Below are 23152 nucleotides of genomic sequence, written 5' to 3' on the forward strand. Positions count from 1 at the left end.
TCAAATTCTAAACTAAGAACACATGTTTTCTACAATATTCAAACACGAATTAAAATACTGGTTAAAGAAACCAGTTACTTACATATTTACAGCTATTTTGTTTTTAGTGGCTCTTTTTTTATCGTCAAGCTCTGCAGGTATTTTTGACTTTTTTACTGTATCTACAGGATCTTCAATCATTGTAAACTCACCATCGGCAATTAATGGTAATTTTAATGCTATGGCAATAATTTTATTCTTTTTATTTCCTTCTATTATTGGGGTTTCGGTATATAGAGATTATAAAAGTGAAATGCATTCAATTTTATATTCTTACCCATTTAGCAAAGCGAATTATTTATCGGCTAAGTTTTTAAGTTCTTTTGTAGTTGTACTCTTAATTATTTTAGTTGCAGGGATTGGTTTGTTTTTAGGTTTTCGATTGCCAGGAACAAATCAAGAAATAGTTGGAGCTTTTAATTTTTCAGCATATTTGCATTCTTATTTAGTATACATTATACCAAATGTATTATTATTTGGAGCTATTGTATTTGGAGTCGTTACATTCACTAGAAACATTGCTGCAGGTTTTATAACAGTAGTTTTATTAATGTTTGTTCAAGGTGTAGCGGAAAGCTTTTTGTCAAATCCAGATAATCGTTTTTGGTCAGCTTTATTTGATCCTTTTGGATCACAAGCTGCAAATTATTATACGCGTTATTGGACAGTAGCAGAACAAAATGAATTAATGCTGCCTTTTAAAGGAGTCATCATTTATAACCGATTATTATGGTTGGGGATAGCGAGTGTTATATTAGCAGGAGTTTATAAGTTGTTTTCATTTACTCAGAGTGCATTTACATTTAGTTTTAAAAAGAATAAAGGAGAACGTATTATAAAGCATAACTTTGGAGGGATTACTCGTATAGAATTACCTAAAGTTGCTTATGATTATTCATTTATAAATGATTTAAAAACTACTTGGAAATTATCAAATGTAGATTTTAAATATATCTTCAAGAGTTGGCCATTTATAGCCATTTTATTAGTTGGTTTGATATCATTATTAGTGTTTGCTCGAACAGCAGGAGAATTGTTTGGAACTAAAACATATCCTACTACTTGGCAAATGTTATTATTACCAGGAACTGTATTCACCTTCTTTATAAATTTATTAACTTTTCTATATGCTGGAATGTTAATACGAAGAGGAGAAATAGCAAAAACCAACCATTTAATAGATGTGACTCCAGTAAAAAACTGGACACTTTTAGTGTCTAAATTTATTGCTATTCTAAAAATGCAGATTGTATTATTAGGAGTAATTGTTGTGGCTGGAGTGTTATTTCAGATATATAAAGGGTATTATAATTTTGAATTAGGACACTATTTTTATGAGGTGTATGTACTAATGTTTATCCATTTTGTTATCTGGGCATTCTTGGCAATGTTGATTCAAACATTAATCAAAAACCAATATTTAGGATTATTTGTGCTGTTAGTTTTGTTAATAGGATTACCATTATTATCGTTAGCGGGAATTGAACAATCAGTATTTAAGTATAATCAAGGTTCTAATTACCAGTATTCTGATATGAATGAATATGGGGCTTCATTTAATAGATATTTTGCTTATAAGATTTATTGGTTTATAGGAGGTTTGATCCTATTGGTTTTAGCAAAGTTATTTTGGATGAGAGGAGTAACATTTTCTTTTGCAGAAAGATTAAAAATAGCAAAAGAACGTCTAAATTATAAAGTAATAGGGGTTTTATCTGTTTTGACTCTTTTGTTTTTCGGTTTAGGAGGAAGAATCTATTATGAAAACAATGTGTTAAATACACGTTTATCATCGAAAGAAAGAGAGCAATTAAGAGTTGACTGGGAGAAGAATTATAAAAAGTATGAAGGAAAAGCCCAACCTAGAATTGTGGCTGTAAATGTAGATATGAATATTTTCCCGAAGACAAGAGATTTTAAATCTTCTGGAACTTATAAAATGATAAATAAAACTAACGAAGCTATTGATAGTGTTTTCTTAAATCATAACGACTATCCAAGTACATTTGAGTTTAATAAACCAAATACGTTAGTGCTGGAAGATACAGTTCAGAATTTTGATATTTATAAATTCAAAACACCAATACAACCAGGAGATAGTTTAGAGTTGAAATTTACGGTTCATAATAAGCCAAATACATTTTTACGAAACCATTCACCAGTATTAGAAAATGGTACATTTATAAATAGTGGAATTTATCCGTCATTAGGCTATGCTTCAGGAGGAGAATTAAGAGATGATGAGACTAGAAAGAAGTTTGGTTTACCAAAGAATGAATTAAGGCCACATCCATCAGATAGCACAGCTTTAGGAGATACTTATATTTCTAAAGATTCAGATTGGATTGATTTTGAAGCCACTGTTTCAACATCAGAAGATCAAATAGCTATTGCACCTGGATATTTACAAAAGGAATGGACAAAAGATGGACGTCGTTATTTCCATTATAAAATGGATAGTAAGATTCTAAATTTTTATGCGTTTAACTCAGCTAAATACGAGATTAAAAAAGATAAGTGGAATGATGTAAATCTTGAAATTTATTATCAAAAAGGGCATGAGTATAATTTAGATAGAATGTTTAAAGGAATAAAAGCATCGTTAGATTATAATTCAAAAAACTTTAGTCCATATCAACATAGACAGGTTAGAATTATTGAATTTCCAAGAACAGAAGGAAGCTTTGCGCAATCATTTCCAAATACGATTCCATTCTCAGAAGCAGTTGGTTTTATTGCTGATGTAGATGATACAGATGAAGGAGGAGTTGATTATCCATTTGCAATTACAGTTCACGAATTAGCACATCAATGGTGGGCACACCAAGTAATTGGAGCAGATGTTTTAGGAGCAACTATGTTATCGGAAAGTTTATCAGAATACGTGTCGTTAAAAGTATTAGAACACGAATATGGGAAAACGAAGATGCGTAAGTTCTTAAAGAAAAGCTTAGACGATTATTTACAACAACGTACTTTTGAGCGTAAACGAGAAAAAGCATTAATGTATAACGACGGACAAGGGTATATCCGTTATCAAAAAGGGTCTTTAGTATTTTATGCTTTAAGCGATTATATTGGAGAAGATAAGCTAAACAATGCTTTAAAAGAATATGTAGAAAAGGTTAAGTTTCAAGATGCGCCATATACTACATCAATTGAAATGGTTGATTACATAAAGAAAGCAACACCAGATAGTTTACAATATGTAATTAAAGATATGTTTGAAACCATTACTTTATATAAAAATAGAGTAACTAAAGTAGAGTCTAAAGAGTTAGAAAATGGAAAATACCAAGTTGATATAGAGTTTGAAGTTTCTAAATATCGTAATGACGAAAAAGGAAAACGTTTTTATGGTGAGCAAGCAGGAGATACTTTAACATATAAAACTGAAAAAATGAAAAAGCCAGTATTATCTGTTAAGTTAGCTGACTATGTAGATATCGGTATTTTTGGTGAAGAAGAAGTGGATGGAAAGAAAAAAGAAGTAGAGTTATATTTGAAAAAACATAAAATAACACAGATAAATAATAAAGTTTCAATAATTGTAGATAAAAAACCTGTTGAAGTAGGAGTAGATCCTTATAACAAGTTAATAGATACAAAGTCTGATGACAATAGAAGAAAACTTTAAAATACTACTTACGTAAAAAATAAAGCGCCTTGTTATAATAACAAGGCGCTTTTTATTTTAAAAGGTATCTAAATTATTAATCAATTATAATTTTACTGTCATGTGGAAACTCTTCCTCTAATCTCTCTTTTCCTTTATTGTACATTTTTTCAAGCTCTTCTTCGTCAATTTCTCTTTCTTGATATTTGATTTCAAGGTCAATTATAAATTCAAGTTCTTTCAATAAAAACTTATAAGTATCAATAGAGCTATAGTTTGCTATTTTTCTCAAATTGATTAAACTACTAAAAATGAAATTATGGCTATACTCAGAGATGTTTTTAGAAACAACTTCGTTAGAAATAATATTTTCCATTAAATCAGGATAAGGAATAGGGTTGTCTAATTTTAGTTTATTAATAAGGTTAGGGGTGTAACTAGAATCTTTTTTAATAGTATCAATATAAGTCCCTAACCCTTTTGTATAATCAAAAGTATTATCAATAATATTTTTAGCAGATTTTAAAAGTTTAACAGTATCAGCTTTCTCTTTTTTAAGGTTTTCTCTATTTGATAAGTTAACGGCTAATAGAACACCGAAAAGAGTAGCTAGAAGAGTTGAAACAAAAGATAGCGTTTCTGATTTTTGTTGTTTCTTTTTTAAAAGAATTAAAAAGCCTATGCTTATTAAGCTAATAATGATTAAAATGAATGTATATCCCATAGAGTTTGTAAAATGTATTCAATAGTACTATATATAGGTGTATTTAACAAGCTTTTTGTTACATGGAGTTATATTAATAATAAAAACAATTATTTTTGCATTCATGCATAATAGAAGAGTAGTTCTTACTGAAGAAGATTATTACCTAAATGAACAGGGGTATAGAGTATTTACAGAAAAATATCATTTAAAAAGAGGTTATTGTTGTAAAAATGGCTGTAAGCATTGCCCTTATGGATACGATAAAAAAACAGATAGCTTTAAATAAAGTGACATTTATAAAATAACTGTTTCTAAAAAATATAAATTAAAGAGAAATGAAAAAAATTATAGCAGTAACATTCGTTGTTTTATTAACAGGATGTGCAGAGTTACAAAAGGTAGTAAATCAATTACCACAAGGAGGAGCATTATCTCAAGAGCAAATAGGAAATGGTTTGCGTCAAGCATTAGATAATGGAATAAAAAACCAAGTAAAAAAACTAACAGCAAAAGATGGTTTTTATAGAAACAAATTAGTGAAAATTGTTTTGCCAAAAGAATTGCAAGCAGTAGATAAAGGGTTACGTAAAATAGGTTTAAGTAATTTGGCAGATGAAGGGCTGAAAGCGATTAATAGAACAGCAGAAGATGCAGTAAAAACAGCAACACCAATATTTGTAAATGCAGTGAAAGAAATAACATTTAATGATGCGAAAAATATTTTATTAGGAGAGAAAAATGCTGCTACAGTTTATTTAGCAGGAAAAACAAATAGAGCATTATATAGTGAATTCAATCCGGTAATTAAAAACTCTTTTGCTAAAGTAGGTGCCGATAAAATTTGGACAAACTTAATTTCAAAATACAATAGTATACCGTTTGTAAAAAAAGTAAATCCAGATTTAACAGATTATGTTACTACGCAAGCTCTAAACGGAGTTTTTACAATGATAGAAGTAGAAGAAAAAGGAATACGAGAAAAAGTAGGTTTACGTAATACAGCATTATTACGTCAAGTATTTGCTTTACAAGATAAAAGATAAAATAATATATATTGTTTCTTAAGAGCCTATTATGAAATTTGATAATAGGCTCTTTTTTTTGTAATAAGGTTAAATCGTATAAAAAGCATAGGGAAAACACTAAGAATTAAATACGGTTGCTTTTATGTTGTTGTAAATCAAATATTTGTGTATATTTATGGTCCTAGTTAATCAATTACAAAATGTCAAGAGTTAATCAATTACAAAGGTATAGAGAGCATCTAGAAAATAGGTACCGTAAATTGGTTGAGAGAGCTAATGATTACAAGTATGAGGATGAATGTAAAAGTGATCGCTCTGCTTTTAAGGCAATGAAAGTTTTAGAGAAGCTTAATAGAATTAAATATTTAGATAAGGACCTCTCAAGTTCTGTTGTGTAAATCTAGAAAATAGTCAAAGGCTTTTAACAACCTGGTTCCATACCAAGAAAACATTTCACCATCAACAAAAATTATTTTTGCGTGGTTTGTATGTTCTCTTAATTCCTCCTTGTGCTTATTTTTAAAAGGATAAGGTTCGGATGAGAGTAAAATAAATTCAGGGTTTCCATCAGAAATAATGTTTGTTAATTTTACTTCTGGGTAACGGCTTTTAGAACTATAAATATTTTTAAATTTATTTAGTTCTAAAAGATGGTTAATAAAAGTAGTGTTTCCAGCAACCATCCAAGGATCTCTCCAAATAAAATAAGCTACTTTTTTTTCATCCCTATTTTTAATGAATTGGGTAAAGTGAAGTAATTTACGATCTAATTCAGAATTAATTTCTAAAGCTTTTTGTTCACAAGAAAAAATTGAGCCATATTGAGTTATTAACTCTTTAGAATCATCAAGGGTAAAAATTTCAGAAACATGAGTTGGAGCAATACGTTCACAAGCTTCAACAATTTCTTTCGTGTTTTCTTCCTTGTTGCAAAGAATAATATCGGGATTTAAACTTTTTATTTTATCAAGCTTAATAGTTTTAGTACCACCAACAATAGTTTTTTCTTTTCTTAAATGAGTTGGATGTACACAAAACTTAGTAACTCCAACAATATTCTCTTCCAATCCCAAGTCAAAAAGCAATTCTGTTTGACTTGGAACTAAAGAGATAATTCGTTTTGGAGTTTTGTTTAATTCAAAAACTCTGTTTATTTGGTCTTTGAACTTCATAAACTAGTTTAAAATATCCTCCATTTGAGTTTGTAATTCTTGGGCTTTTTTAGCAGCAGCTTCAGCAAAATCTTTTTCATTAGAAGCATAAATAATACCTCGTGAAGAATTGATAAGTAATCCAACAGTTTCATTCATACCATATTTACAAACATCTTGTAAATTTCCTCCTTGTGCTCCAACACCAGGAACTAATAAAAATGAATTAGGAATAATAGTTCTGATGTCTGCTAAAAACTCTGCTTTAGTAGCACCAACAACATACATTAAATTTTCAGCATTATTCCAAGATTTAGAAGTTTCTAAAACTTGTTTATATAATTCAATACCATCAACGTTTTTAGTTTGAAAGTCGAAAGCTCCCTGATTAGAAGTTAAAGCTAGCATTATAGTGTGTTTGTCTTCAAAAGCTAAAAAAGGCTCAACAGAATCTTTTCCCATATAAGGAGCTACTGTAACGCTATCAAAAGCTAAATCATTAAAAAAGGCTTTCGCATACATGGTAGAAGTATTTCCAATATCACCACGTTTAGCATCGGCAATAGTAAAAATTTCAGGATGCTTATCGTTAATGTATTGTATGGTTTTTTCTAAAGCTTTCCAGCCTTTAATACCATAAGCTTCATAAAAAGCAGTATTAGGTTTGTAAGCCACACATAAATGATGTGTTGCATCAATAATTGCTTTGTTGAAGGCAAAAATAGGATCTTCTTCTTTTAATAAATGAGATGGAATTTTATCTAAATCTACATCTAATCCAATGCATAAAAACGAGTTTTTTCGTTTGATTTCAGATACAAGTTGTTGTGTTGTCATGAGTTGTTGTAAAAGTTGTACAAAAGTACACTTTTTTGCCACTTTCTGTTATCTTTGTTATAGATGTTTCAATATATTACAAACAAAATACTTTACGGCTTTTTAACGCTCTTTGGGGTGGTTACAGTAATATTTTTACTGTTTAATATTTTACCTGGAGATCCAGCTCGTATGATGTTAGATCAAAGAGAGGATACAGAGCAATTAAACAATATTAGAAAAAAATATGGTTTTGATAAGCCAGCATTTACACAGTACCTCTATTATTTAAATGATGTTTCTCCACTTTCAATTCACAGTAATAATAAAGAAGATTATACTTATTTAGCAGAAAAAAAGTACAATGCTCAAAAACTGTTTTCTGTTGGAGAATCAACAATAGTTTTAAAATATCCATATTTAAGAGAATCATTTCAGAAAAACGAAAAAGAAGTATCTGAGATTATAGCAGAAACTTTGCCTAATACAGCGATATTAGCAGTGTCGGCAATTGTAATAGCTTTGGTGTTAGGTATATTTTTAGGAGTTATTTCAGCGCTTTATAAAGATTCTATTTTCGATAGAGTTATAGCTGTGATAAGTACTTTTGGAATGAGTGTACCTTCGTTTTTTTCAGCAATTTTATTTGCTTGGTTTTTTGGATTTGTATTACATAAATATACCAATTTAGAAATGACAGGAAGTTTGTATGAAGTAGACGATTTTGGAGAAGGAAGTTATATTCAATTAAAAAATTTAATATTACCAGCAATAGTTTTAGGAATACGTCCGTTAGCAGTAGTAATACAGTTAATGAGAAATTCATTACTTGAAACATTAAGTCAAGATTATATACGAACAGCAAAAGCAAAAGGGTTAACTATGGTTCAAGTTGTAAAAAAGCATGCCTTGAAAAATTCTTTGAATCCTGTAATAACAGCAATTTCAGGTTGGTTTGCTTCGATGTTAGCAGGAGCAGTTTTTGTAGAGTATATTTTTAACTGGAATGGATTAGGGAAAGAGATTGTAAATTCATTAAATACACTTGATTTACCAGTAATAATGGGAGCGGTACTCGTAGTAGCAACTTTATTTATAGTCATCAATATTTTGGTAGATGTTCTTTATAGCTGGTTAGATCCGAGGATTAGATTAAATTAAATATGAGACTTTTTTTATTAATAATAGGTTTTTCAATTTTAGGAAGTTGTGCAGTTTTTCAGCCAAAAGAGTTTAATACGGAAGCTTTAGAAGAAAAATTAGTTACAGTAAATAGAGATAGTATAACTTTAAAAGAAATTATAAAAAAGAATACATCAGAAAAACAGTTTGTACAGGTGTTTGCTACCTATTGTCCGGTAAGTCAGGATAGTTTTGAAGATGTTATAGCTTTTCAAAAAGAAAACCCATCAATTGATTATGTTTTTTTGTCAGTAGATCATTCTTATCACGACTGGAAAAGAGGACTTGAGAATATAAAGGTAAAAGGAAAACATTATTATATACCTAAAAAAGGAAAAGGAAAATTAGGACAGTTTTTAAAACTTAAAACAATACCTAGATTTATGGTATTGGATAATAAAGGGAATATTATACTCTATAAAACATCAAGTCTGTCAGAAAGACTTAAAAGTAAAATTAAATAGTTTATGGTCAAAAAAGTAATGTTGTTATTGTTAGTAGGATTGATTAGTTGCACAATGGAAAGTCCAACAACATTCTCCAAAGAAGCATTAGAGGATGTGTTTATTACTTTAAATAATGAAGAAGTTACTTTTGATACAATTCTAACTAAGAATAAAGGAAAAAAGATATTAATAGATGTTTGGGCTTCTTGGTGTATAGATTGTTTAGAGAATTTACCAAAAGTTAAAAAATTACAAAGAGAGAATCCAGATGTAGTGTATTTGTTTTTATCATTAGATAGAGACTTGAAATTATGGAGAAATAGTATAGAGAGATTAGAAATAAAAGGACAACATTACTATATGAAATCTGGTTGGGAAGGAAAGTTTGGAGACTTTTTAGGTTTGAGTTGGATTCCTCGTTATGTGCTGATAAATGAAACAGGGGGAATTGAAGTTTTTAATGCTACAAAAGCAACAGATAATTTAATTATAGAGGGCTTAAAAAAATAATGTATTTTAGCTGTTTAATAGCTAAGTAACTTGTTAAAAAAGTTTTTAAAATCTATTTTTTACAAGTTAGAACAATCTTCAGCTTAAAAAGAAATCATTAATGTTTTTAGTATTGAAAGTATAACGTTGATACAAAGATTTCTAAAAAATAATATTTAATATAAATAAGAAGAATAGTGAGACAAAAGATAGTTGCAGGTAACTGGAAGATGAATAAAAACCTTGAAGAAGCAAAACAACTAATCAAGGGGATTAAGAAAGAAGTAAAGAATTCTGAAACAGAAGCAAGAGTAATAATAGCACCTAGCTTTGTGAATTTAAATACTGCAATAAAAAGAACGAGAAAATCTAAGATAGAAGTAGCAGCACAAAATATGCATCAAGCAAGCAGTGGTGCTTTTACAGGAGAAGTATCAGCAAATATGTTAACCAACTTAGGAGTTAATATTGTAATCTTAGGACATTCAGAGCGTAGAGAATACTTTAATGAAACAAACGATTTATTGGCTAAAAAAGTAGATGCAGCTTTAGAAAATGAATTGGAAGTTATTTTTTGTTTTGGAGAACAGTTAGAAGAAAGAAAATCAGGAAATCACTTCAAGGTTGTAGAAACACAATTAAAAGAAGGATTGTTTCACTTAGGAAAAGAAAGTTTTTCTAAAATAACTTTAGCTTACGAGCCAGTATGGGCTATTGGAACAGGAGAAACAGCATCACCAGAGCAAGCGCAAGAAATGCATGCTTTCATTAGAGAGATCATGGAGAAAACTTATGGAGCTGAGGTGGCCAACGATATTTCTATTTTATATGGAGGGAGTGTTAAGCCAGGAAATGCAAAAGAAATATTTTCAAAACCAGATGTAGATGGAGGTTTAATAGGAGGAGCTTCATTGAAACCTGAAGATTTTGTAGCCATAGTAAATGCAATCTAATGGATAATATTTACATAGAATATACATTTGAAGTAACACCTAAAGAACCAGCTACTGAAATTTTAATAGCAGAGTTAGGAATGATAGGTTTTGAAAGCTTTGTTGAAAACGATAATGGAGTAGTTGCTTACGTTCAAAAGGAAGAATGGAAGGAAGATATATTATCGGAAGTGTTTATTTTAAAGTCTGAAGAGTTTACAATAAATTATAATCACAAAGAAATAGAGCAAACCAATTGGAATGCAGAATGGGAAAAGAATTTTAATCCAATTCAGGTAGAAGATTTGGTGAGTATACGAGCGCCTTTTCATGAAAATCCTAATTTACAATATGATATTGTAATAGAACCAAAAATGAGTTTTGGTACTGGACATCATGAAACAACACATATGATGGTGCAACATTTAATAGATTTAGATGTTGAGAATAAAAAAACATTAGATATGGGATGCGGAACTGGAATTTTAGCAATTTTTGCTGAAATGAAAGGAGCTAAACCTATCGATGCAATAGATATTGATGCTTGGTGTTATGAAAACTCTCTAGAAAATGCAGAAAGAAATGGGTGTAAACATATTTCTGTTTATGAAGGTGAAGCATCGCTTTTAGAAGGAAAAAAGTACGATTTAATAATAGCAAATATTAATCGTAATATCCTGTTAAATGACATGAAAACATACACCGATTGCTTAAATGAAAAAGGAGTTTTATTATTAAGCGGGTTTTATAGTGAAGATATTCCAATTATTGATGCTGAGGTGTCTAAGTACGCTTTAACATTAAAAAAGACCATAGAAAGAAATAATTGGGTAGCTTTGCAATATCAAAAATAAAGCAAATGAGTACGATAGAAAAGATACAGGAAGAGCTGGATGTTTTAATTCAAGAAACAAAAAAGCACGAAATTATTTTGCATAATGATGATGTAAATACTTTTGACCATGTTATTGACTGTTTGGTAGATGTATGCGAACATACATTAGAACAGGCAGAGCAGTGTGCTGTTTTAGTACATTACAAAGGTAAATGCGCGGTAAAAACAGGAGAATACAAAGATTTAGAAGCAAGATGTTCTAAATTATTACAATTAGGTTTATCTGCGGAGATCGTTTAGTATGGAAAATGTTTTTAGGTATTATGAGTTCTCAGAATTTATAACAGATAATTCAGGAGCTTTTTCAGGAAATGAAATATGTTTTTCAATATTAAATGAACAACATTTTTTAATTTTTGAAAAAAATAATGAAGCCTACAATTTGTATGTTTCTAAATACGACTCAAAAAAAGATATAGGTGTTAAACCTCCGGAAATACTGGAAAGTTTGATAAAAAACTATGATAAGTCTGTGCCAGAACATCGGGTAGTTCTTAGAAAATATTTATATTAAAAAAACTCAAAAAAACTTTTTTTGAGTTTTTTTTTGTTTTTATGTGACCCTTCAAAAAAAACTGTGTCATAATAGTGTAAATAAGTAATTAACTCTTTTAGAGAGCTAACCCTTAAAGTGAATAAACCCTTAAATTAAAACCTTCTCCGAGTAAACAATTATGTTGAAAGGAGAAGATTCCTCTAAAAGAAACAATATAAATAATAGTAGTAGTTAGTTTTTATACTAAGTTTGGTTAGACGAAAGGCCTTGGATGTAAATTCAAGGTCTTTTTCATTGTAGAAATGATTTAAAAAAGAAAAACTCATCTAAAAGATGAGTTTTTTTGTATTCGTTTTTTTCTAAATGCTATTGTTCTTTTTTTCTTTTAACTAAGGTTAAAGTGAAAATTAACCCACTTAAAAGAAAAGTGATTAATAAATTAGTCCAAACATTATTTGAAACATTATTTTTATAAGTGAACTTAGGTAAGTTTTCGTAATCTTTTAAAGTGAATTTTTGCTCTTTAAATAACATTGGAACTAGATAGTTTCTCCATTCATTAGAGAATTCGAAAACTTGTTTCTTGTATTCGTTATAATGTTTTTCAGAAGTTCCTGCGATACTGTTTAATGATTGTTGCATTAATATTGCAGGAGAGAAAAATTTAAAAGAATTTACTAGGTTTTGCTGTTTTTGTAATTGAGAATCATATTCAGCAAGTAAAGGCTTTGTTTTTTCTTCCATAACTTTTTCAGAAGCAAAATAATTATGCCAAAAACCAAATTTATCCTTATTAGTTTCTTTTGCTAGTTCTGGATGACTTCGTAAATAATCACTCATAATTTTATCTTGCTTTTTCTCGTTTTCCTTTTTTATTTGACGAATCTCATTAATCATTTTTAAACGAGAAGGAGTAGGGAATAGCGAGTTTCCTATTTGATTTATTGTAGCGGGTAGTACTAAAACAATTAATAACCAAATACCAATAAGAGTTAAAGCATTTTTAGAAGAGTTATTGATTTTTATATTCACAGTATAAGCGATTATAAACCAGAATAAGTTATATCCAGCTATCATTAAAAGTACTTCGATTAAATTAGTAAAACTATTAAGTGTATTAGTTGAGAAGATGGTAATAGTAGTAATTAAGGCAATAAGAGTGATTAAGGTAAAGATAACATACCTAATAGCCATTTTTTGTAATAACCATCTAGTAATAGAAATAGGTTGTGCATTTAAAAGTTGTAATGTGCCTAACTCTTTTTCTTTAGATAAAACATTAAAAGAAAAACCAATTATTAATAGAGGAAGTATATAGATGATAACAAATGCTAAATCAAAATTCCCTAGTAATAATTGAACAGGATTTACCATGTCTGAATAATCTAAGGCAAAGTTATTTCCATAAGCCTTAGGGCTTTTAAAATGTGTGTACATATCACTTTGTCCGGTAGCTAAAAAAGAAAAGGAACTAGGTTTCATTATAGCTAAACGAGGGTGACGATATCCTATAGTCATTGGTTCTGAAGGCAGTTGCCAACGAGGAAGACTTACTTTTTCTCCTTTTTCAATTTTAGATAGGTTAAGTAGCATTAAGCTATCTTTTTTGTGTAAATCTTGTTGCATTTTAGCAATGTCGCTTTCTCTTTTAGTTACATTTTTTGTCCCATTATACGTGGCAAAAGCAAATAAAAGTGAAATACTAAGTAGAAGTAAAATAAGCCAGTTACTTCTGTTTAATAATTTTATCTCGTAACGTAAATTATTAGTAAACATAATTTATATTTTTTTTGAATAGATAATTAATCCTATTATTGGAAGCACTAACCATAAAACTAAAAACAATATGTTTTTTGTGTTTTCCTTTAATATTAATGATAGTGTAGGTGGAGTAAAGTTGAATTTAGGAAGTTTTTTAAACGTTTCAGCTTTCATTTTATAGCTCCAATCCCCAGTTTTAGAATTGTCTTTAAAATCATAGTTTAAAAACTTTTGAGTTTCTATTCTATATTTTTCAGCAGCTTTGGTGAATTTCCAGTGTAAATTATCGCTTGTATTTGTAATATCCATAGATAAAAAACGCAAAGCAATAAATGGAGAAATGAATGATAGATTTTGATAAACACTATTTTGCCTCTTGGCAGTATTGTGTAATATATTATAATGCTTTTCGTAAATTTTAGCTTCATGCTCTTCACCTTTTTGCATTCGGTAGGCATCATAATTAAAAGGTAATTGACTTATGCTGTCAACTCCATACTCTTTTAGGGTTTTTTGTTCTAGTTCTTTAGCAGCTTTATTCCATGGATTGTGACCGTCTAATCCATTTTTCCTGTCATTACTAATACGAGCATTAAATTCCGATTTAGAAGGGTAAGGATGATTGGTATTGGCAAAGTTTGTAGCTATTTTAGGAGTTACAAAACTAAATAGAATCCAGATAACTAAAGAACTAACTAATGAAATCCCAGAAGATTTACTTCTTATAGAAATAAGTAAAGTAATAGAGGTGATAATTAAATAATATATCAAGTAAGAAATAAAAAGAGTAAGTAGGCTAATCCAACTAAAAAAACTTAAGCTATCTAGGTTTGATAAAACTATACCGATTATAAGGAATACACAAGTAGTTAAAATGAAAATAGGAATGTATATGGCTAGCCATTTTCCTATAACAAGTTTTGTAGGGTGAATACCTTGGCTTTTTAATAAAGAAAGTGTTTGATGTTCAATTTCTTTAGTATGAGAATTATACCCAATTAGAATAATAATAAGAGGAAATAAGTATATTAAAACAAAGTTGATGGATAACGTACTAAAACGAGTTAAACTAGTTTGATCACTTGCTTCGCTAAAAGAAGCTTCATTTCTATTATGAGCTTCTAAAAAAATAGAATTCCCTGTATATTTAGTTACGCCATAATCAAATAGAGATAAAGCAAATTTAGGTTTAAAAGCATAAGTACCATAGTGTGCGGCAGAATGCGGATTTTTTTCATCTTGGCTTTCCCAAATACTACGTTCTTTGTTGGTAGACTCTACATATTGCTGATTACTTTTATTGTATTGATTAATACTTGTAATAGTTGCGATAATTAGTAAAACAAAAGAAATACCTAGAGTAATTTTAAAACGTCCATCTCTTAATAGTTCTTTAAGTTCTTTAAAAATTATATGTTTCATGTTAATCCATATTTTTAAAGTTCATAATATCTAGATAAATAGTTTCTAACTCTTTTAAAGAAAATTCAGAAGAGTTTGAATAATTTTGTAATATTCCAGAACGCATTATGCCTATATGTGTACTAACTTCTTTAGCTCTAAATAAATCATGGGTGGCCATTAAAATAGCTACATCATCATTTTTCATTTTGGTTAATAGCTCCATAAATTCATTGCTAGATTTTGGGTCTAAACCAGAAGTAGGTTCATCTAATAAAAGAACTTTAGATTCTTTTGCTATTGCCAAAGCAATTCCAACTTTTTGACGCATTCCTTTAGAAAAAGTTTTTACATGTTTTTCATGAGCTTCTTCTTGTAGTCCAGCTTCAGATAAGTATAGTTTTAGTTCTTGTGTGTCAAAGTTTTTTCCAGAAAGTTTAGTAAAATAGTCTAAATTTTCCACAGCAGTTAGTGTAGGATAAAGCATTAAATTTTCAGGAATATAAGTAAGGAAGCTTTTGGTTTTAATTGAGTTTTGAGTTACGTCTAATCCATTAATTTTTGCTTCACCAGATGTTGGCTGAATAAAATTTAATAACATATTAATTGTAGTGGATTTACCTGCTCCATTAGCTCCTAAAAGGCATAAAATTTCACCTTCTTTTACTTCAAGATTTAGATTTTGAACAGCTTTGAAATCACCATAGCTTTTGGTTAAGTTGTTTGTAAGTATCATTATGTATTTTGATAAGTTAATTCAATAAAAGTGTTAATGCAACTAAGTTGTAAAATTAAATAAAAGATTTGTAAGTGCAACTTAATTGCGTTAAATTTGTAGTTATGGGTATAGTTAGAAAAACAGCATCGGTAAAGTTTGTCTTAAGTATTTTTGAAGAAAGAGAGAAAGCTGTTTCTGTAGTAGCTTTGGTGAAGCTTTTAAAAGAGAAAATGAATAAAACTACAGTATACAGGATTTTAGATAGATTAGAGCAAGATGGAATTATTCATTCTTTTTTAGGAAAAGATGGTTTAAGATGGTATGCTAAATGCCAAGGGTGTTCGGCAGATCATCATTTAGACGTGCATCCACATTTTCAATGTAAAGACTGTGGTGATGTTGAATGTTTACCTGTAGACGTAGTTATACCTTCTGTTGAAAATAAACAAGTAGACTCAGCAGAAATTATGTTGGTTGGTAAGTGTAGTAATTGTCTCTAAAAATCAATAAAAAATATAAGATGTAGAAAATTTTATAATTCTTTTTAAAAAGAATTGATTTTAAATTTATTTATACTATATTGTATATGTCTTACAAGACGTTGTAAGACTTCTTTTTCATAGCAATTTCCCATTCAATTCTTTTGAATGGGTTTTTTATTTTTAGATTTCTTGATTGTCTGTTTTAAGTTGTTGGTTTTTTTCGCTACGTTGTTTATACTGGTTTAGTATTTCAACGAGTTCGCTTGAAGGAATTTTATAAGATGTTTGAATTCCACCTTCATTATTGGCTATTAATTTGGATAATTTTTTAACATTCTTCCATTTTTTATGTTGATCAGAGTAATCAAATAGAATCATACGACTATTATGTAGTTTTCCTAATTTAAAACTTGTAACATCTGTCCATTTGGTGAAAGTACTACGATAAAGGCTTCTTACTTCAAAGCCTTCATTGTTTAACTTTAAGTAAGAAGAATTAGGTAGTAGTTGAATAAAAAAGACAACTATTCCAAGTCCAAAAAACATAATTTGAAGCCAAGCTACTAAAGATTGTTTTTCTAACATTGAAATTCCTATGATAACAAAAGCTGTACAAATTATAATTAGTATAATGCTTTTGAGTTTGTTTTGTTTGAAGATTCTAGTTTGATTTTCCATAATGTAGTTGATAATATTTTATACAATTTGATACTGAAAAACTCATAAGGTTTTACAGTTGTTAAATTGTATAGTTTTGCTAAGGTTTACAATTTTTGTTTAAATATAATAAATAATTGTATATTACATATGGAGTGCAAAAGGAAGATGTTGAAATGTTTAAGTATGTTTTTGAACTTGTAGTTGACTGTTGTTGAATTAAGAAGGGTTTATTTATTTGGTGAAAACATATAAATCCAAATTAAACGGGATAATTTATAATTTACGCCTATCAATGCTAGTGAGATTAAAATAATTAAACCAAAACTGATAAACCAATCGATGTTTAAAATTAACCTAGAAATTATAAAAATAGCTATGCTTTCTGCTACAATTAAACCATAACTAACATACATTGCCCCAAAGAAAAAACCAGGTTCTTTCTCGTAAATAAAATTACAATGAGAACAACTTTCTTCCATTTTTCCAATTTTAAATAAATTTAAAACAGAGTTTTTAAAAACTTTTCCCTTATTACACTTAGGGCATTTGTTAGAGATTAAAGAAATGATTGATTTCATTATTGTTTTTTTTGCAAAATTATACAAGTGTAACTTGTTAGCTATTATATATAAGTTGCTTAAATTTGTATAATTAAGACATTTGTTGTGATTTCTATTTTAAATATTGAGAATTTTAACTTATCGGAAGAAGTTGATAATTACTTTTATAGTAACGATTTGGGAGTGCATCTTAAGAAAAATGAACATCATTTTAGTACTCCTCATAGACATGACTTTTATTTGTGTGTGTTAATTATAGAAGGAGAAGGAAAGCATGAAATAGATTTTACTACATATGATGTAAAGCCAGGTCGTGTGTTTTTTTTAAAACCAGGACAATCTCATTTTTGGAGTTTTAATTCTTTAGTGAAGGGTTACATATTTTTTCATACTCATGAATTTTTTATGTTAAGCATGAGTGAGTTAAATTTAAATGAGTTCCCGTTTTATTCTTTAAACGAATCCTTCATAGATTTACCTGAAGGGAAAATAGATTTTTTTAGTCAGGCTTTTATGAGTATTAATGATGCTTACTATAGTAATCAAATTTTTAAAAGGGCATATTTGTTAAGTATGGTAAATCTAATTTATATAGATTTTTTAAGGCTTTTTGAGGAAAATAGTGAGCCAAAGCTTAAACAATCGGTTAATAATTTGATTCTAGTTTCTAAATTAGAGAGCTTAATCGATTCAAATTTTAAAGAACATAAAAAAGCTACATTCTATGCTGAAAAACTTCATCTAACTGTAAGGCATTTGAACAGGGTTGCTAAGGAGGTTTTAGATAAAACAATTACAGAAATGTTGTATGGTAAAGTAGTTTTAGAAGCAAAAAGGCTTTTGGTTCATTCGGACGAACAGTTATCTGAAATAGCTTATGATTTGGGTTTTGATGACTACTCTCATTTTTCTAAGTTTTTTAAACTTAGGGCAGGGGAGAGCCCATCATCATTTAGAAAAAGGTATTTTAAAACCTAATAGCAATATTGTTAGTTAATAAATTTTGTTCCTAAAACTTGAGATGCATCCATAACAATCATATTGGCAGTGTTGTCATAATCTTTAACTATTAGTTTTAACGAGTTTAGTCTGTTAACGGGTACAGTAACAACTATCATAAAATTAGATTGTGTTAAACTCAAGTTATCTCCTTTAAAAATAGTGCCGCTAACTCCAATTTTGTCATTAATTAATTTACCTAATTGATGTACATCTTTTTTAGATGTAATATGTACAACTCTACCATTTGGTCTACCAGTTAATACAACATCAATCATTTTTGTGGTAACATAAATGCTTATTATACTCCATAAAGCAAGTTCTATACTATTAAAAACTATGGCTGTTGCCATCACAACAAATGAATCTAAAATAAGGATAACTGTTCCAGTTTTTAGGGAAGTTTTAGTAGTAATAATGCGTGCAATGATAGTACCGCCACCAGCAGATCCACCTCCTTTAAATATTAATCCAATACCAGTTCCTACTGAAATACCACCATATAAAGTTGCTAATAAAGTTTCTTGACTTAAAGCAGGTATTTTAAAGAAATGAGTGAAAATATCAATAAAAAAACTAATAATTATAATAGCAATAGTGCTCTTTATTGCAAAGTATTTGCCTAAATATCTAGTGCTAATAATTAGTAATGGAATATTTATTATGGCAAATAATAAACCTATGGAAATGTTAAAGAGTTTATTTAAAATAATAGATAACCCTCCAGTTCCACCCATAGCAACATTATTGGGGCTTAAAAAAGCAACAACGCCGAAAGCCATCAAAGCAGAACCAAGAATAATAAAAATATAGTTAATGATTTCTTTTTTCATGTTGTTTCAAAATAAGTCCACAAAATTAAAATAATAACCTGTTAGAAATAGAAAAAGTATTGGAAGATTTCATAATTGACGTTTTGAGTTAAATAATTACTAAGACGAAAATCAAATCAATTATGGTTTTGAGTTTTTATAATTAGGTTAACAGTGTTGATCTTTTATTTTTTGTTGACCGAATTGTTGACTTTTGAAATCAAATTGTATCAAATTAAATGAACTTCTAAAAACGTGAAAACCACATAAATCATAAGACTTATGTGGTTTTTTAAGAGTTTAGATACTCTTTTTTGTGACCTCGACAGGATTCAAACCTGTAACCTCTTGAGCCGTAATCAAGTGCGCTATTCAGTTGCGCCACGAGGCCGTTTTGCGGGTGCAAATATATGAATGTTTTTTAATTCTAAAAAATAAAAAAACAGTTTTTTTTGATTTTTTATTTGACCTATGAATTTACTTCTTCGTCAAAGTCATGAATTATTTTTTGAGCATCCTCAAAATCAGATTTATAGATGAATAAATCGCTTGAAGCTCCAGTAGTTCCAAAACCAGCAAGTCTTCCAGATTCTTTATCGTCTTTTATTAAAGTTGCTATTTTGGCTTGGTCAAGTAAGTATGCAAGTCTGTTAATTAAGATAGAAGTTCCTGTGTAAACCTTTATATGTTCTTTCATAATAATAAAAATTTTAATCCAACGAGTTTATTGTAACAAAGGCGCGCCATCCAATAATTGCTAATTGAAATTTTGAAGCCTTAGAAATATCCAATTCTTTTTTAGTAAAAGAAGGTAAAAGAGCTTTGTTAAGTTTGGCTAAAAATTTAAATACTAGTTTTTTCATTGTAAGTTGATTGTATATCAAAAATACTGAAAAAAAATTAGTTTTATTCTAGGGAATGAATCAATTCATTCCCTAGGAATTGTTAGGTAGTTGTTTTACTTTTTCTTTTTTATCAATTTTTAGTAATGCACCTAATAGGTGTTAAATATTCAAATAAATTACTAATGTTCTTTTTGGGTTAGACTGGTAATCCCCACAATAGTTTTATAATCCTATTAATCCCTATTTTGTGGGGTAAACCAGTGCTAATTAACTTTTTCTTTTCATAACAGTATCAATTTCTTTTTCAATAACAAATGTTCATAGCATTTAAAATCTTTTCATAGACAAGTTTTTATTTTTTCTTCATGTTTTTAGCAGTTTTTATGGTTTATATAAAATACTTTAAAATCGGTTTGTAATTTTTCTTCTTTATTACTGAACTTAAACTCCCTAAAAATAATATTGTGGTTTTAAGTTTTGATTAAAAGAATAAATGAGTAATCAGAGTAACAATTTTTATAGCAATAATAATTAGTTTTAAAGTGATAACAATCATTAGTTTTTCTGTGTTTTTTGGTTAGTTTAATTAGTTGATTTCTTAATTGTTTTTCGAATATATGAGAAAGGAAACTATAGCACCAAAGCTTTTAAAAAGAAATAATCAAATTGAATTTTAAATTAAAGTTTAAAAAGTTATTTTAGTTTAAAGTTGTAACTTTATTTTCTTTGTTGTTGTTTTAATTTGTAATGTTTTAGTTTGTTTATTGTTTTAAAATGTAATAAAATAAAGGGCTTTTTTTTCTTGTTTTAAAAAAGTAAAGGAAAATGTAGATCGAAAAGAGAGGGTTTTTAAGGTTTTGATTTTTTGAGGGTTTAAAAAAGTATAAAAAAAGTAGTGCTGTCAAGGAGAATTTAGAGCTTGTGTATTTTCGAGTCAAAGCGCTATCTTCGCAAAAAAAAATATATGAGTTTAGTTTATATAATCTTAGGATTACTGTTGTTGGTACTTGGAGGAAATTGGTTGTTAAAAGCAGCAGTAGGTCTGTCATTAAAACTAAACATACCAAAAATAGTTATTGGTATGACTGTTGTGTCTTTTGCAACGTCAGCGCCAGAGTTAATTGTAAGTGTAAAATCAGCTTTAGAAGGTGCTACTGGGTTGGCAGTTGGAAATGTAATAGGTTCCAATATTGCAAATATAGGTTTGGTATTAGGAATTACTGTTATTTTATCAACAATTGAAGTTGAAAGAAGTTTCTATAAAACCGATTGGCCAGTAATGATGATTGCTTCTGTATTATTGTATTTTTTTATAGCTTTTGATAATATAATTCAGCAATATGAAGGGATAATCTTATTCTCTATGCTAATTGTATTTTTAATTTACTTATTACGTTTTCAAAAGACAGCGGTAGTAGATGAAATGCCAGAAGATGATGAAGAGTTACCATTATATAAAATAGCACTATTCTTAGTAATAGGAGGTTTAGGATTATGGGGTGGATCAGAACTTTTAATAGATGGTTCGGTAAGTTTAGCAAAGAACATGGGAGTTAGTGATGCAGTAATTGGGGTAACTGTTGTTTCAGTAGGAACAAGTGTGCCAGAGTTAGCGGCTTCTATAATTGCAGTTATAAAAAAGGAAAAAGCAATTTCATTAGGAAATTTAATAGGGTCTAATGTGTTTAATATCTTGGCGGTGTTAGGTATTACGGCAATAATTACTCCTGTTGAAGTTAAACCAGACGCTTTAAGTTTAATAAATAATGATATCTATTGGATGTTGGCTATTTCATTTATAGTATTACCATTGGTATTTTTTCCAAAGAAATTACGTTTGAATTGGAAAGACGGAATCATTTTACTAGGAGCATATATTTTCTTTGTATATCAAACATTAGCATAAAAATAAAATCCCGCATTTGCGGGATTTTTTATGAATTCAAAAACTAAAAATCTAATTAGATTTTTGCGCTTTTTACAGTATCGATAATTCTACCAGCTACTTTGTATGGATCAGCATTAGAAGCAGGTCTTCTATCTTCTAACCAACCTTTCCAGCCTTGCTCAACGGTAATAATTGGAATTCTAATTGAAGCTCCACGGTCAGATACACCATAACTGAAATCGTTAATAGAAGCAGTTTCGTGTAAACCAGTTAAACGTTGATCGTTATATTCTCCATAAACGTCGATATGTTCTTTAGCAACAGGTCTAAAAGCTTCACAAACTTTTTCATAAGTTTCCTTGCTTCCACAAGTTCTTAATAAAGTGTTTGAAAAGTTTGCATGCATACCAGAACCATTCCAATCACCTTTTACAGGTTTAGGGTGATATTCAATGTAGTATCCATACTTTTCAGTTAATCTATCTAATAAATAACGAGCTACCCATATTTCATCACCAGCTTTTTTAGCTCCTTTAGCGAATAATTGAAATTCCCATTGTCCTGAAGCTACCTCTTGATTAATTCCTTCAAATACTAAACCAGCAGCAATACATAGGTCAGCATGCTCTTCAACGAAATCACGTCCATGTGTGTTTTTACCACCAACAGAACAGTAGTACATTCCTTGAGGTCCAGGGTATCCTCCAATAGGGAACCCTAAAGGTAATTGAGTATGAGTATCCATAATGAAATACTCTTGTTCAAAACCAAACCAAAAATCATTATCATCATCATCAATTTTAGCACGAGCATTGGATACGTGTGGGGTTCCATCAGCATTTAATACTTCAGTCATTACTAAAAATCCATTCTCACGAGCTGGATCAGGATAAATAGCTACGGGTTTTAATAAACAATCAGAATCTCCTCCTTCAGCTTGTCTTGTAGATGAACCGTCAAAAGACCAAATTGGACAGTCTTCTAATTTACCACTAAAATCTTCAACAACTTTAGTTTTACTTCTCATGTTTTGAGTTGGATAATAACCATCCAACCAAATGTATTCTAACTTTGATCTAGTCATGATTTTTGTTTTGTTATTGTTTTTGAATTATTTACAGTGCAAATATGTGTTATTTTTTTTATACCCTAAAATTTTTAGGGGTATTTTTAAAAATGTTAACTTTAATTTAAATTTAACCCTCAAAAAAATAGGGTTAAATATATTTTTAA

Annotated in this window: 25 protein-coding genes and 1 tRNA gene; 13 read left to right on the forward strand and 13 right to left on the reverse strand. The window is 29.1% G+C overall.

Translation table 11 applies throughout. From position 1 onward, the window contains the following. The first annotated feature begins 22 nt into the window (after positions 1 to 22). On the forward strand, positions 23 to 3676 hold the full coding sequence (locus tag MHN29_RS02100; RefSeq protein ID WP_235273250.1) for a M1 family aminopeptidase: 3654 nt from the start codon (positions 23 to 25) through the stop codon (positions 3674 to 3676). 76 nt (positions 3677 to 3752) lie between these two features. On the opposite strand, the gene MHN29_RS02105 is transcribed toward MHN29_RS02100, so the two are convergent. Next, a complete protein-coding gene (locus tag MHN29_RS02105; protein WP_235273249.1) occupies positions 3753 to 4379 on the reverse strand; it encodes a hypothetical protein in 627 nt (208 codons plus the stop codon). 103 nt (positions 4380 to 4482) lie between these two features. Between MHN29_RS02105 and MHN29_RS02110 the strand changes: the two genes are divergently transcribed. Continuing rightward, entirely contained in the window at positions 4483 to 4647 is a 165-nt protein-coding gene (locus MHN29_RS02110; protein ID WP_235273248.1) for a DUF5522 domain-containing protein, read from the forward strand. Between the two features lie 49 nt (positions 4648 to 4696). Next, the gene (locus MHN29_RS02115; protein ID WP_235273247.1) at positions 4697 to 5404 is read left to right on the forward strand and encodes a DUF4197 domain-containing protein; all 708 of its coding nucleotides are present in this window, start codon (positions 4697 to 4699) and stop codon (positions 5402 to 5404) included. A gap of 362 nt (positions 5405 to 5766) precedes the next feature. Here MHN29_RS02115 and MHN29_RS02120 read toward each other — a convergent pair whose 3' ends face one another. Both MHN29_RS02120 and pyrF read right to left on the reverse strand, forming a co-directional pair. After that, positions 5767 to 6558, reverse strand: coding sequence for an ABC transporter substrate-binding protein (locus tag MHN29_RS02120; protein WP_235273245.1), 792 nt, complete (start codon positions 6556 to 6558; stop codon positions 5767 to 5769). Positions 6559 to 6561: 3 nt separating this feature from the next. Beyond that, positions 6562 to 7374 (reverse strand): orotidine-5'-phosphate decarboxylase, encoded by an 813-nt coding sequence (gene pyrF / locus MHN29_RS02125; protein WP_235273244.1) that lies wholly within the window; start codon positions 7372 to 7374, stop codon positions 6562 to 6564. Positions 7375 to 7437: 63 nt separating this feature from the next. Between pyrF and MHN29_RS02130 the strand changes: the two genes are divergently transcribed. The 7 genes from MHN29_RS02130 to MHN29_RS02160 all read left to right on the forward strand — a co-directional run bounded on the left by MHN29_RS02130 (position 7438) and on the right by MHN29_RS02160 (position 11811). Beyond that, a complete protein-coding gene (locus MHN29_RS02130) occupies positions 7438 to 8514 on the forward strand; it encodes an ABC transporter permease (RefSeq protein ID WP_235273242.1) in 1077 nt (358 codons plus the stop codon). 2 nt (positions 8515 to 8516) lie between these two features. Further along, positions 8517 to 8999: a thioredoxin family protein gene (locus MHN29_RS02135; protein WP_235273241.1), complete on the forward strand. Its 483-nt coding sequence runs from the start codon at positions 8517 to 8519 to the stop codon at positions 8997 to 8999. Between the two features lie 3 nt (positions 9000 to 9002). Next, positions 9003 to 9491: a TlpA disulfide reductase family protein gene (locus tag MHN29_RS02140; protein WP_235273240.1), complete on the forward strand. Its 489-nt coding sequence runs from the start codon at positions 9003 to 9005 to the stop codon at positions 9489 to 9491. Positions 9492 to 9667: 176 nt separating this feature from the next. Continuing rightward, positions 9668 to 10423, forward strand: coding sequence for a triose-phosphate isomerase (gene tpiA, locus MHN29_RS02145; protein ID WP_235273239.1), 756 nt, complete (start codon positions 9668 to 9670; stop codon positions 10421 to 10423). Continuing rightward, complete coding sequence (gene prmA / locus MHN29_RS02150) at positions 10423 to 11256, forward strand: 50S ribosomal protein L11 methyltransferase (protein ID WP_235273238.1); 834 nt, start codon at positions 10423 to 10425, stop codon at positions 11254 to 11256. The genes tpiA and prmA overlap by 1 nt, the downstream gene beginning before the upstream one ends. A 5-nt stretch (positions 11257 to 11261) precedes the next feature. Then, positions 11262 to 11537 (forward strand): ATP-dependent Clp protease adaptor ClpS, encoded by a 276-nt coding sequence (locus tag MHN29_RS02155; RefSeq protein WP_150900428.1) that lies wholly within the window; start codon positions 11262 to 11264, stop codon positions 11535 to 11537. Position 11538: 1 nt separating this feature from the next. Then, entirely contained in the window at positions 11539 to 11811 is a 273-nt protein-coding gene (locus MHN29_RS02160) for a hypothetical protein (RefSeq protein WP_150900427.1), read from the forward strand. Positions 11812 to 12159: 348 nt separating this feature from the next. On the opposite strand, the gene MHN29_RS02165 is transcribed toward MHN29_RS02160, so the two are convergent. From MHN29_RS02165 to MHN29_RS02175, 3 genes are read right to left on the reverse strand one after another with little or no spacing between them, the layout of a single operon-like run. Continuing rightward, positions 12160 to 13569 carry a DUF3526 domain-containing protein gene (locus MHN29_RS02165; protein WP_235273237.1) on the reverse strand — a complete coding sequence of 470 codons (1410 nt, stop codon included), beginning with the start codon at positions 13567 to 13569 and terminating at the stop codon, positions 12160 to 12162. Positions 13570 to 13572: 3 nt separating this feature from the next. Beyond that, positions 13573 to 14976: a DUF3526 domain-containing protein gene (locus tag MHN29_RS02170; protein ID WP_235273236.1), complete on the reverse strand. Its 1404-nt coding sequence runs from the start codon at positions 14974 to 14976 to the stop codon at positions 13573 to 13575. 1 nt (position 14977) lies between these two features. Then, entirely contained in the window at positions 14978 to 15691 is a 714-nt protein-coding gene (locus MHN29_RS02175) for an ABC transporter ATP-binding protein (protein ID WP_235273235.1), read from the reverse strand. Positions 15692 to 15795: 104 nt separating this feature from the next. Between MHN29_RS02175 and MHN29_RS02180 the strand changes: the two genes are divergently transcribed. Then, positions 15796 to 16173 carry a Fur family transcriptional regulator gene (locus MHN29_RS02180; RefSeq protein ID WP_150900423.1) on the forward strand — a complete coding sequence of 126 codons (378 nt, stop codon included), beginning with the start codon at positions 15796 to 15798 and terminating at the stop codon, positions 16171 to 16173. A gap of 162 nt (positions 16174 to 16335) precedes the next feature. Here MHN29_RS02180 and MHN29_RS02185 read toward each other — a convergent pair whose 3' ends face one another. Beyond that, a complete protein-coding gene (locus MHN29_RS02185; RefSeq protein ID WP_235273234.1) occupies positions 16336 to 16833 on the reverse strand; it encodes an STM3941 family protein in 498 nt (165 codons plus the stop codon). Positions 16834 to 17042: 209 nt separating this feature from the next. Beyond that, positions 17043 to 17393 carry a DUF983 domain-containing protein gene (locus MHN29_RS02190; RefSeq protein ID WP_235273233.1) on the reverse strand — a complete coding sequence of 117 codons (351 nt, stop codon included), beginning with the start codon at positions 17391 to 17393 and terminating at the stop codon, positions 17043 to 17045. Between the two features lie 87 nt (positions 17394 to 17480). Between MHN29_RS02190 and MHN29_RS02195 the strand changes: the two genes are divergently transcribed. Further along, positions 17481 to 18353, forward strand: coding sequence for a helix-turn-helix domain-containing protein (locus MHN29_RS02195; protein ID WP_235273232.1), 873 nt, complete (start codon positions 17481 to 17483; stop codon positions 18351 to 18353). Between the two features lie 11 nt (positions 18354 to 18364). On the opposite strand, the gene MHN29_RS02200 is transcribed toward MHN29_RS02195, so the two are convergent. The 4 genes from MHN29_RS02200 to MHN29_RS02215 all read right to left on the reverse strand — a co-directional run bounded on the left by MHN29_RS02200 (position 18365) and on the right by MHN29_RS02215 (position 20049). Continuing rightward, the gene (locus MHN29_RS02200; RefSeq protein WP_235273231.1) at positions 18365 to 19207 is read right to left on the reverse strand and encodes a YitT family protein; all 843 of its coding nucleotides are present in this window, start codon (positions 19205 to 19207) and stop codon (positions 18365 to 18367) included. 296 nt (positions 19208 to 19503) lie between these two features. Continuing rightward, positions 19504 to 19577, reverse strand: a tRNA-Arg gene (locus MHN29_RS02205). A gap of 78 nt (positions 19578 to 19655) precedes the next feature. After that, the gene (locus MHN29_RS02210) at positions 19656 to 19883 is read right to left on the reverse strand and encodes a putative signal transducing protein (RefSeq protein ID WP_235273230.1); all 228 of its coding nucleotides are present in this window, start codon (positions 19881 to 19883) and stop codon (positions 19656 to 19658) included. 13 nt (positions 19884 to 19896) lie between these two features. Then, positions 19897 to 20049 carry an SsrA-binding protein gene (locus tag MHN29_RS02215; RefSeq protein WP_235273229.1) on the reverse strand — a complete coding sequence of 51 codons (153 nt, stop codon included), beginning with the start codon at positions 20047 to 20049 and terminating at the stop codon, positions 19897 to 19899. A 946-nt stretch (positions 20050 to 20995) separates the two neighbouring features. On the opposite strand from MHN29_RS02215, the gene MHN29_RS02220 reads away from it, so the two are divergent. Continuing rightward, a complete protein-coding gene (locus MHN29_RS02220) occupies positions 20996 to 21937 on the forward strand; it encodes a calcium/sodium antiporter (RefSeq protein ID WP_235273227.1) in 942 nt (313 codons plus the stop codon). A gap of 55 nt (positions 21938 to 21992) precedes the next feature. On the opposite strand, the gene MHN29_RS02225 is transcribed toward MHN29_RS02220, so the two are convergent. After that, positions 21993 to 23003 carry a glutamine synthetase beta-grasp domain-containing protein gene (locus MHN29_RS02225; protein ID WP_235273225.1) on the reverse strand — a complete coding sequence of 337 codons (1011 nt, stop codon included), beginning with the start codon at positions 23001 to 23003 and terminating at the stop codon, positions 21993 to 21995. Positions 23004 to 23152 lie beyond the last annotated feature (149 nt).

The organism is Tenacibaculum sp. Cn5-46, from assembly GCF_022347705.1.
GTDB lineage: Bacteria > Bacteroidota > Bacteroidia > Flavobacteriales > Flavobacteriaceae > Polaribacter > Polaribacter aiptasiae.

What these genes read in the sequence shown, in the direction of transcription:
- MHN29_RS02100 (WP_235273250.1), top strand. Translation starts at nt 23, where the DNA reads ATGTTTTCTACAATATTCAAACACGAATTAAAATACTGGTTAAAGAAA.
- MHN29_RS02105 (WP_235273249.1), bottom strand. Translation starts at nt 4,379, where the DNA reads ATGGGATATACATTCATTTTAATCATTATTAGCTTAATAAGCATAGGC.
- MHN29_RS02110 (WP_235273248.1), top strand. Translation starts at nt 4,483, where the DNA reads ATGCATAATAGAAGAGTAGTTCTTACTGAAGAAGATTATTACCTAAAT.
- MHN29_RS02115 (WP_235273247.1), top strand. Translation starts at nt 4,697, where the DNA reads ATGAAAAAAATTATAGCAGTAACATTCGTTGTTTTATTAACAGGATGT.
- MHN29_RS02120 (WP_235273245.1), bottom strand. Translation starts at nt 6,558, where the DNA reads ATGAAGTTCAAAGACCAAATAAACAGAGTTTTTGAATTAAACAAAACT.
- pyrF (WP_235273244.1), bottom strand. Translation starts at nt 7,374, where the DNA reads ATGACAACACAACAACTTGTATCTGAAATCAAACGAAAAAACTCGTTT.
- MHN29_RS02130 (WP_235273242.1), top strand. Translation starts at nt 7,438, where the DNA reads ATGTTTCAATATATTACAAACAAAATACTTTACGGCTTTTTAACGCTC.
- MHN29_RS02135 (WP_235273241.1), top strand. Translation starts at nt 8,517, where the DNA reads ATGAGACTTTTTTTATTAATAATAGGTTTTTCAATTTTAGGAAGTTGT.
- MHN29_RS02140 (WP_235273240.1), top strand. Translation starts at nt 9,003, where the DNA reads ATGGTCAAAAAAGTAATGTTGTTATTGTTAGTAGGATTGATTAGTTGC.
- prmA (WP_235273238.1), top strand. Translation starts at nt 10,423, where the DNA reads ATGGATAATATTTACATAGAATATACATTTGAAGTAACACCTAAAGAA.
- MHN29_RS02155 (WP_150900428.1), top strand. Translation starts at nt 11,262, where the DNA reads ATGAGTACGATAGAAAAGATACAGGAAGAGCTGGATGTTTTAATTCAA.
- MHN29_RS02160 (WP_150900427.1), top strand. Translation starts at nt 11,539, where the DNA reads ATGGAAAATGTTTTTAGGTATTATGAGTTCTCAGAATTTATAACAGAT.
- MHN29_RS02165 (WP_235273237.1), bottom strand. Translation starts at nt 13,569, where the DNA reads ATGTTTACTAATAATTTACGTTACGAGATAAAATTATTAAACAGAAGT.
- MHN29_RS02170 (WP_235273236.1), bottom strand. Translation starts at nt 14,976, where the DNA reads ATGAAACATATAATTTTTAAAGAACTTAAAGAACTATTAAGAGATGGA.
- MHN29_RS02175 (WP_235273235.1), bottom strand. Translation starts at nt 15,691, where the DNA reads ATGATACTTACAAACAACTTAACCAAAAGCTATGGTGATTTCAAAGCT.
- MHN29_RS02180 (WP_150900423.1), top strand. Translation starts at nt 15,796, where the DNA reads ATGGGTATAGTTAGAAAAACAGCATCGGTAAAGTTTGTCTTAAGTATT.
- MHN29_RS02185 (WP_235273234.1), bottom strand. Translation starts at nt 16,833, where the DNA reads ATGGAAAATCAAACTAGAATCTTCAAACAAAACAAACTCAAAAGCATT.
- MHN29_RS02190 (WP_235273233.1), bottom strand. Translation starts at nt 17,393, where the DNA reads ATGAAATCAATCATTTCTTTAATCTCTAACAAATGCCCTAAGTGTAAT.
- MHN29_RS02200 (WP_235273231.1), bottom strand. Translation starts at nt 19,207, where the DNA reads ATGAAAAAAGAAATCATTAACTATATTTTTATTATTCTTGGTTCTGCT.
- MHN29_RS02210 (WP_235273230.1), bottom strand. Translation starts at nt 19,883, where the DNA reads ATGAAAGAACATATAAAGGTTTACACAGGAACTTCTATCTTAATTAAC.
- MHN29_RS02215 (WP_235273229.1), bottom strand. Translation starts at nt 20,049, where the DNA reads ATGAAAAAACTAGTATTTAAATTTTTAGCCAAACTTAACAAAGCTCTT.
- MHN29_RS02220 (WP_235273227.1), top strand. Translation starts at nt 20,996, where the DNA reads ATGAGTTTAGTTTATATAATCTTAGGATTACTGTTGTTGGTACTTGGA.
- MHN29_RS02225 (WP_235273225.1), bottom strand. Translation starts at nt 23,003, where the DNA reads ATGACTAGATCAAAGTTAGAATACATTTGGTTGGATGGTTATTATCCA.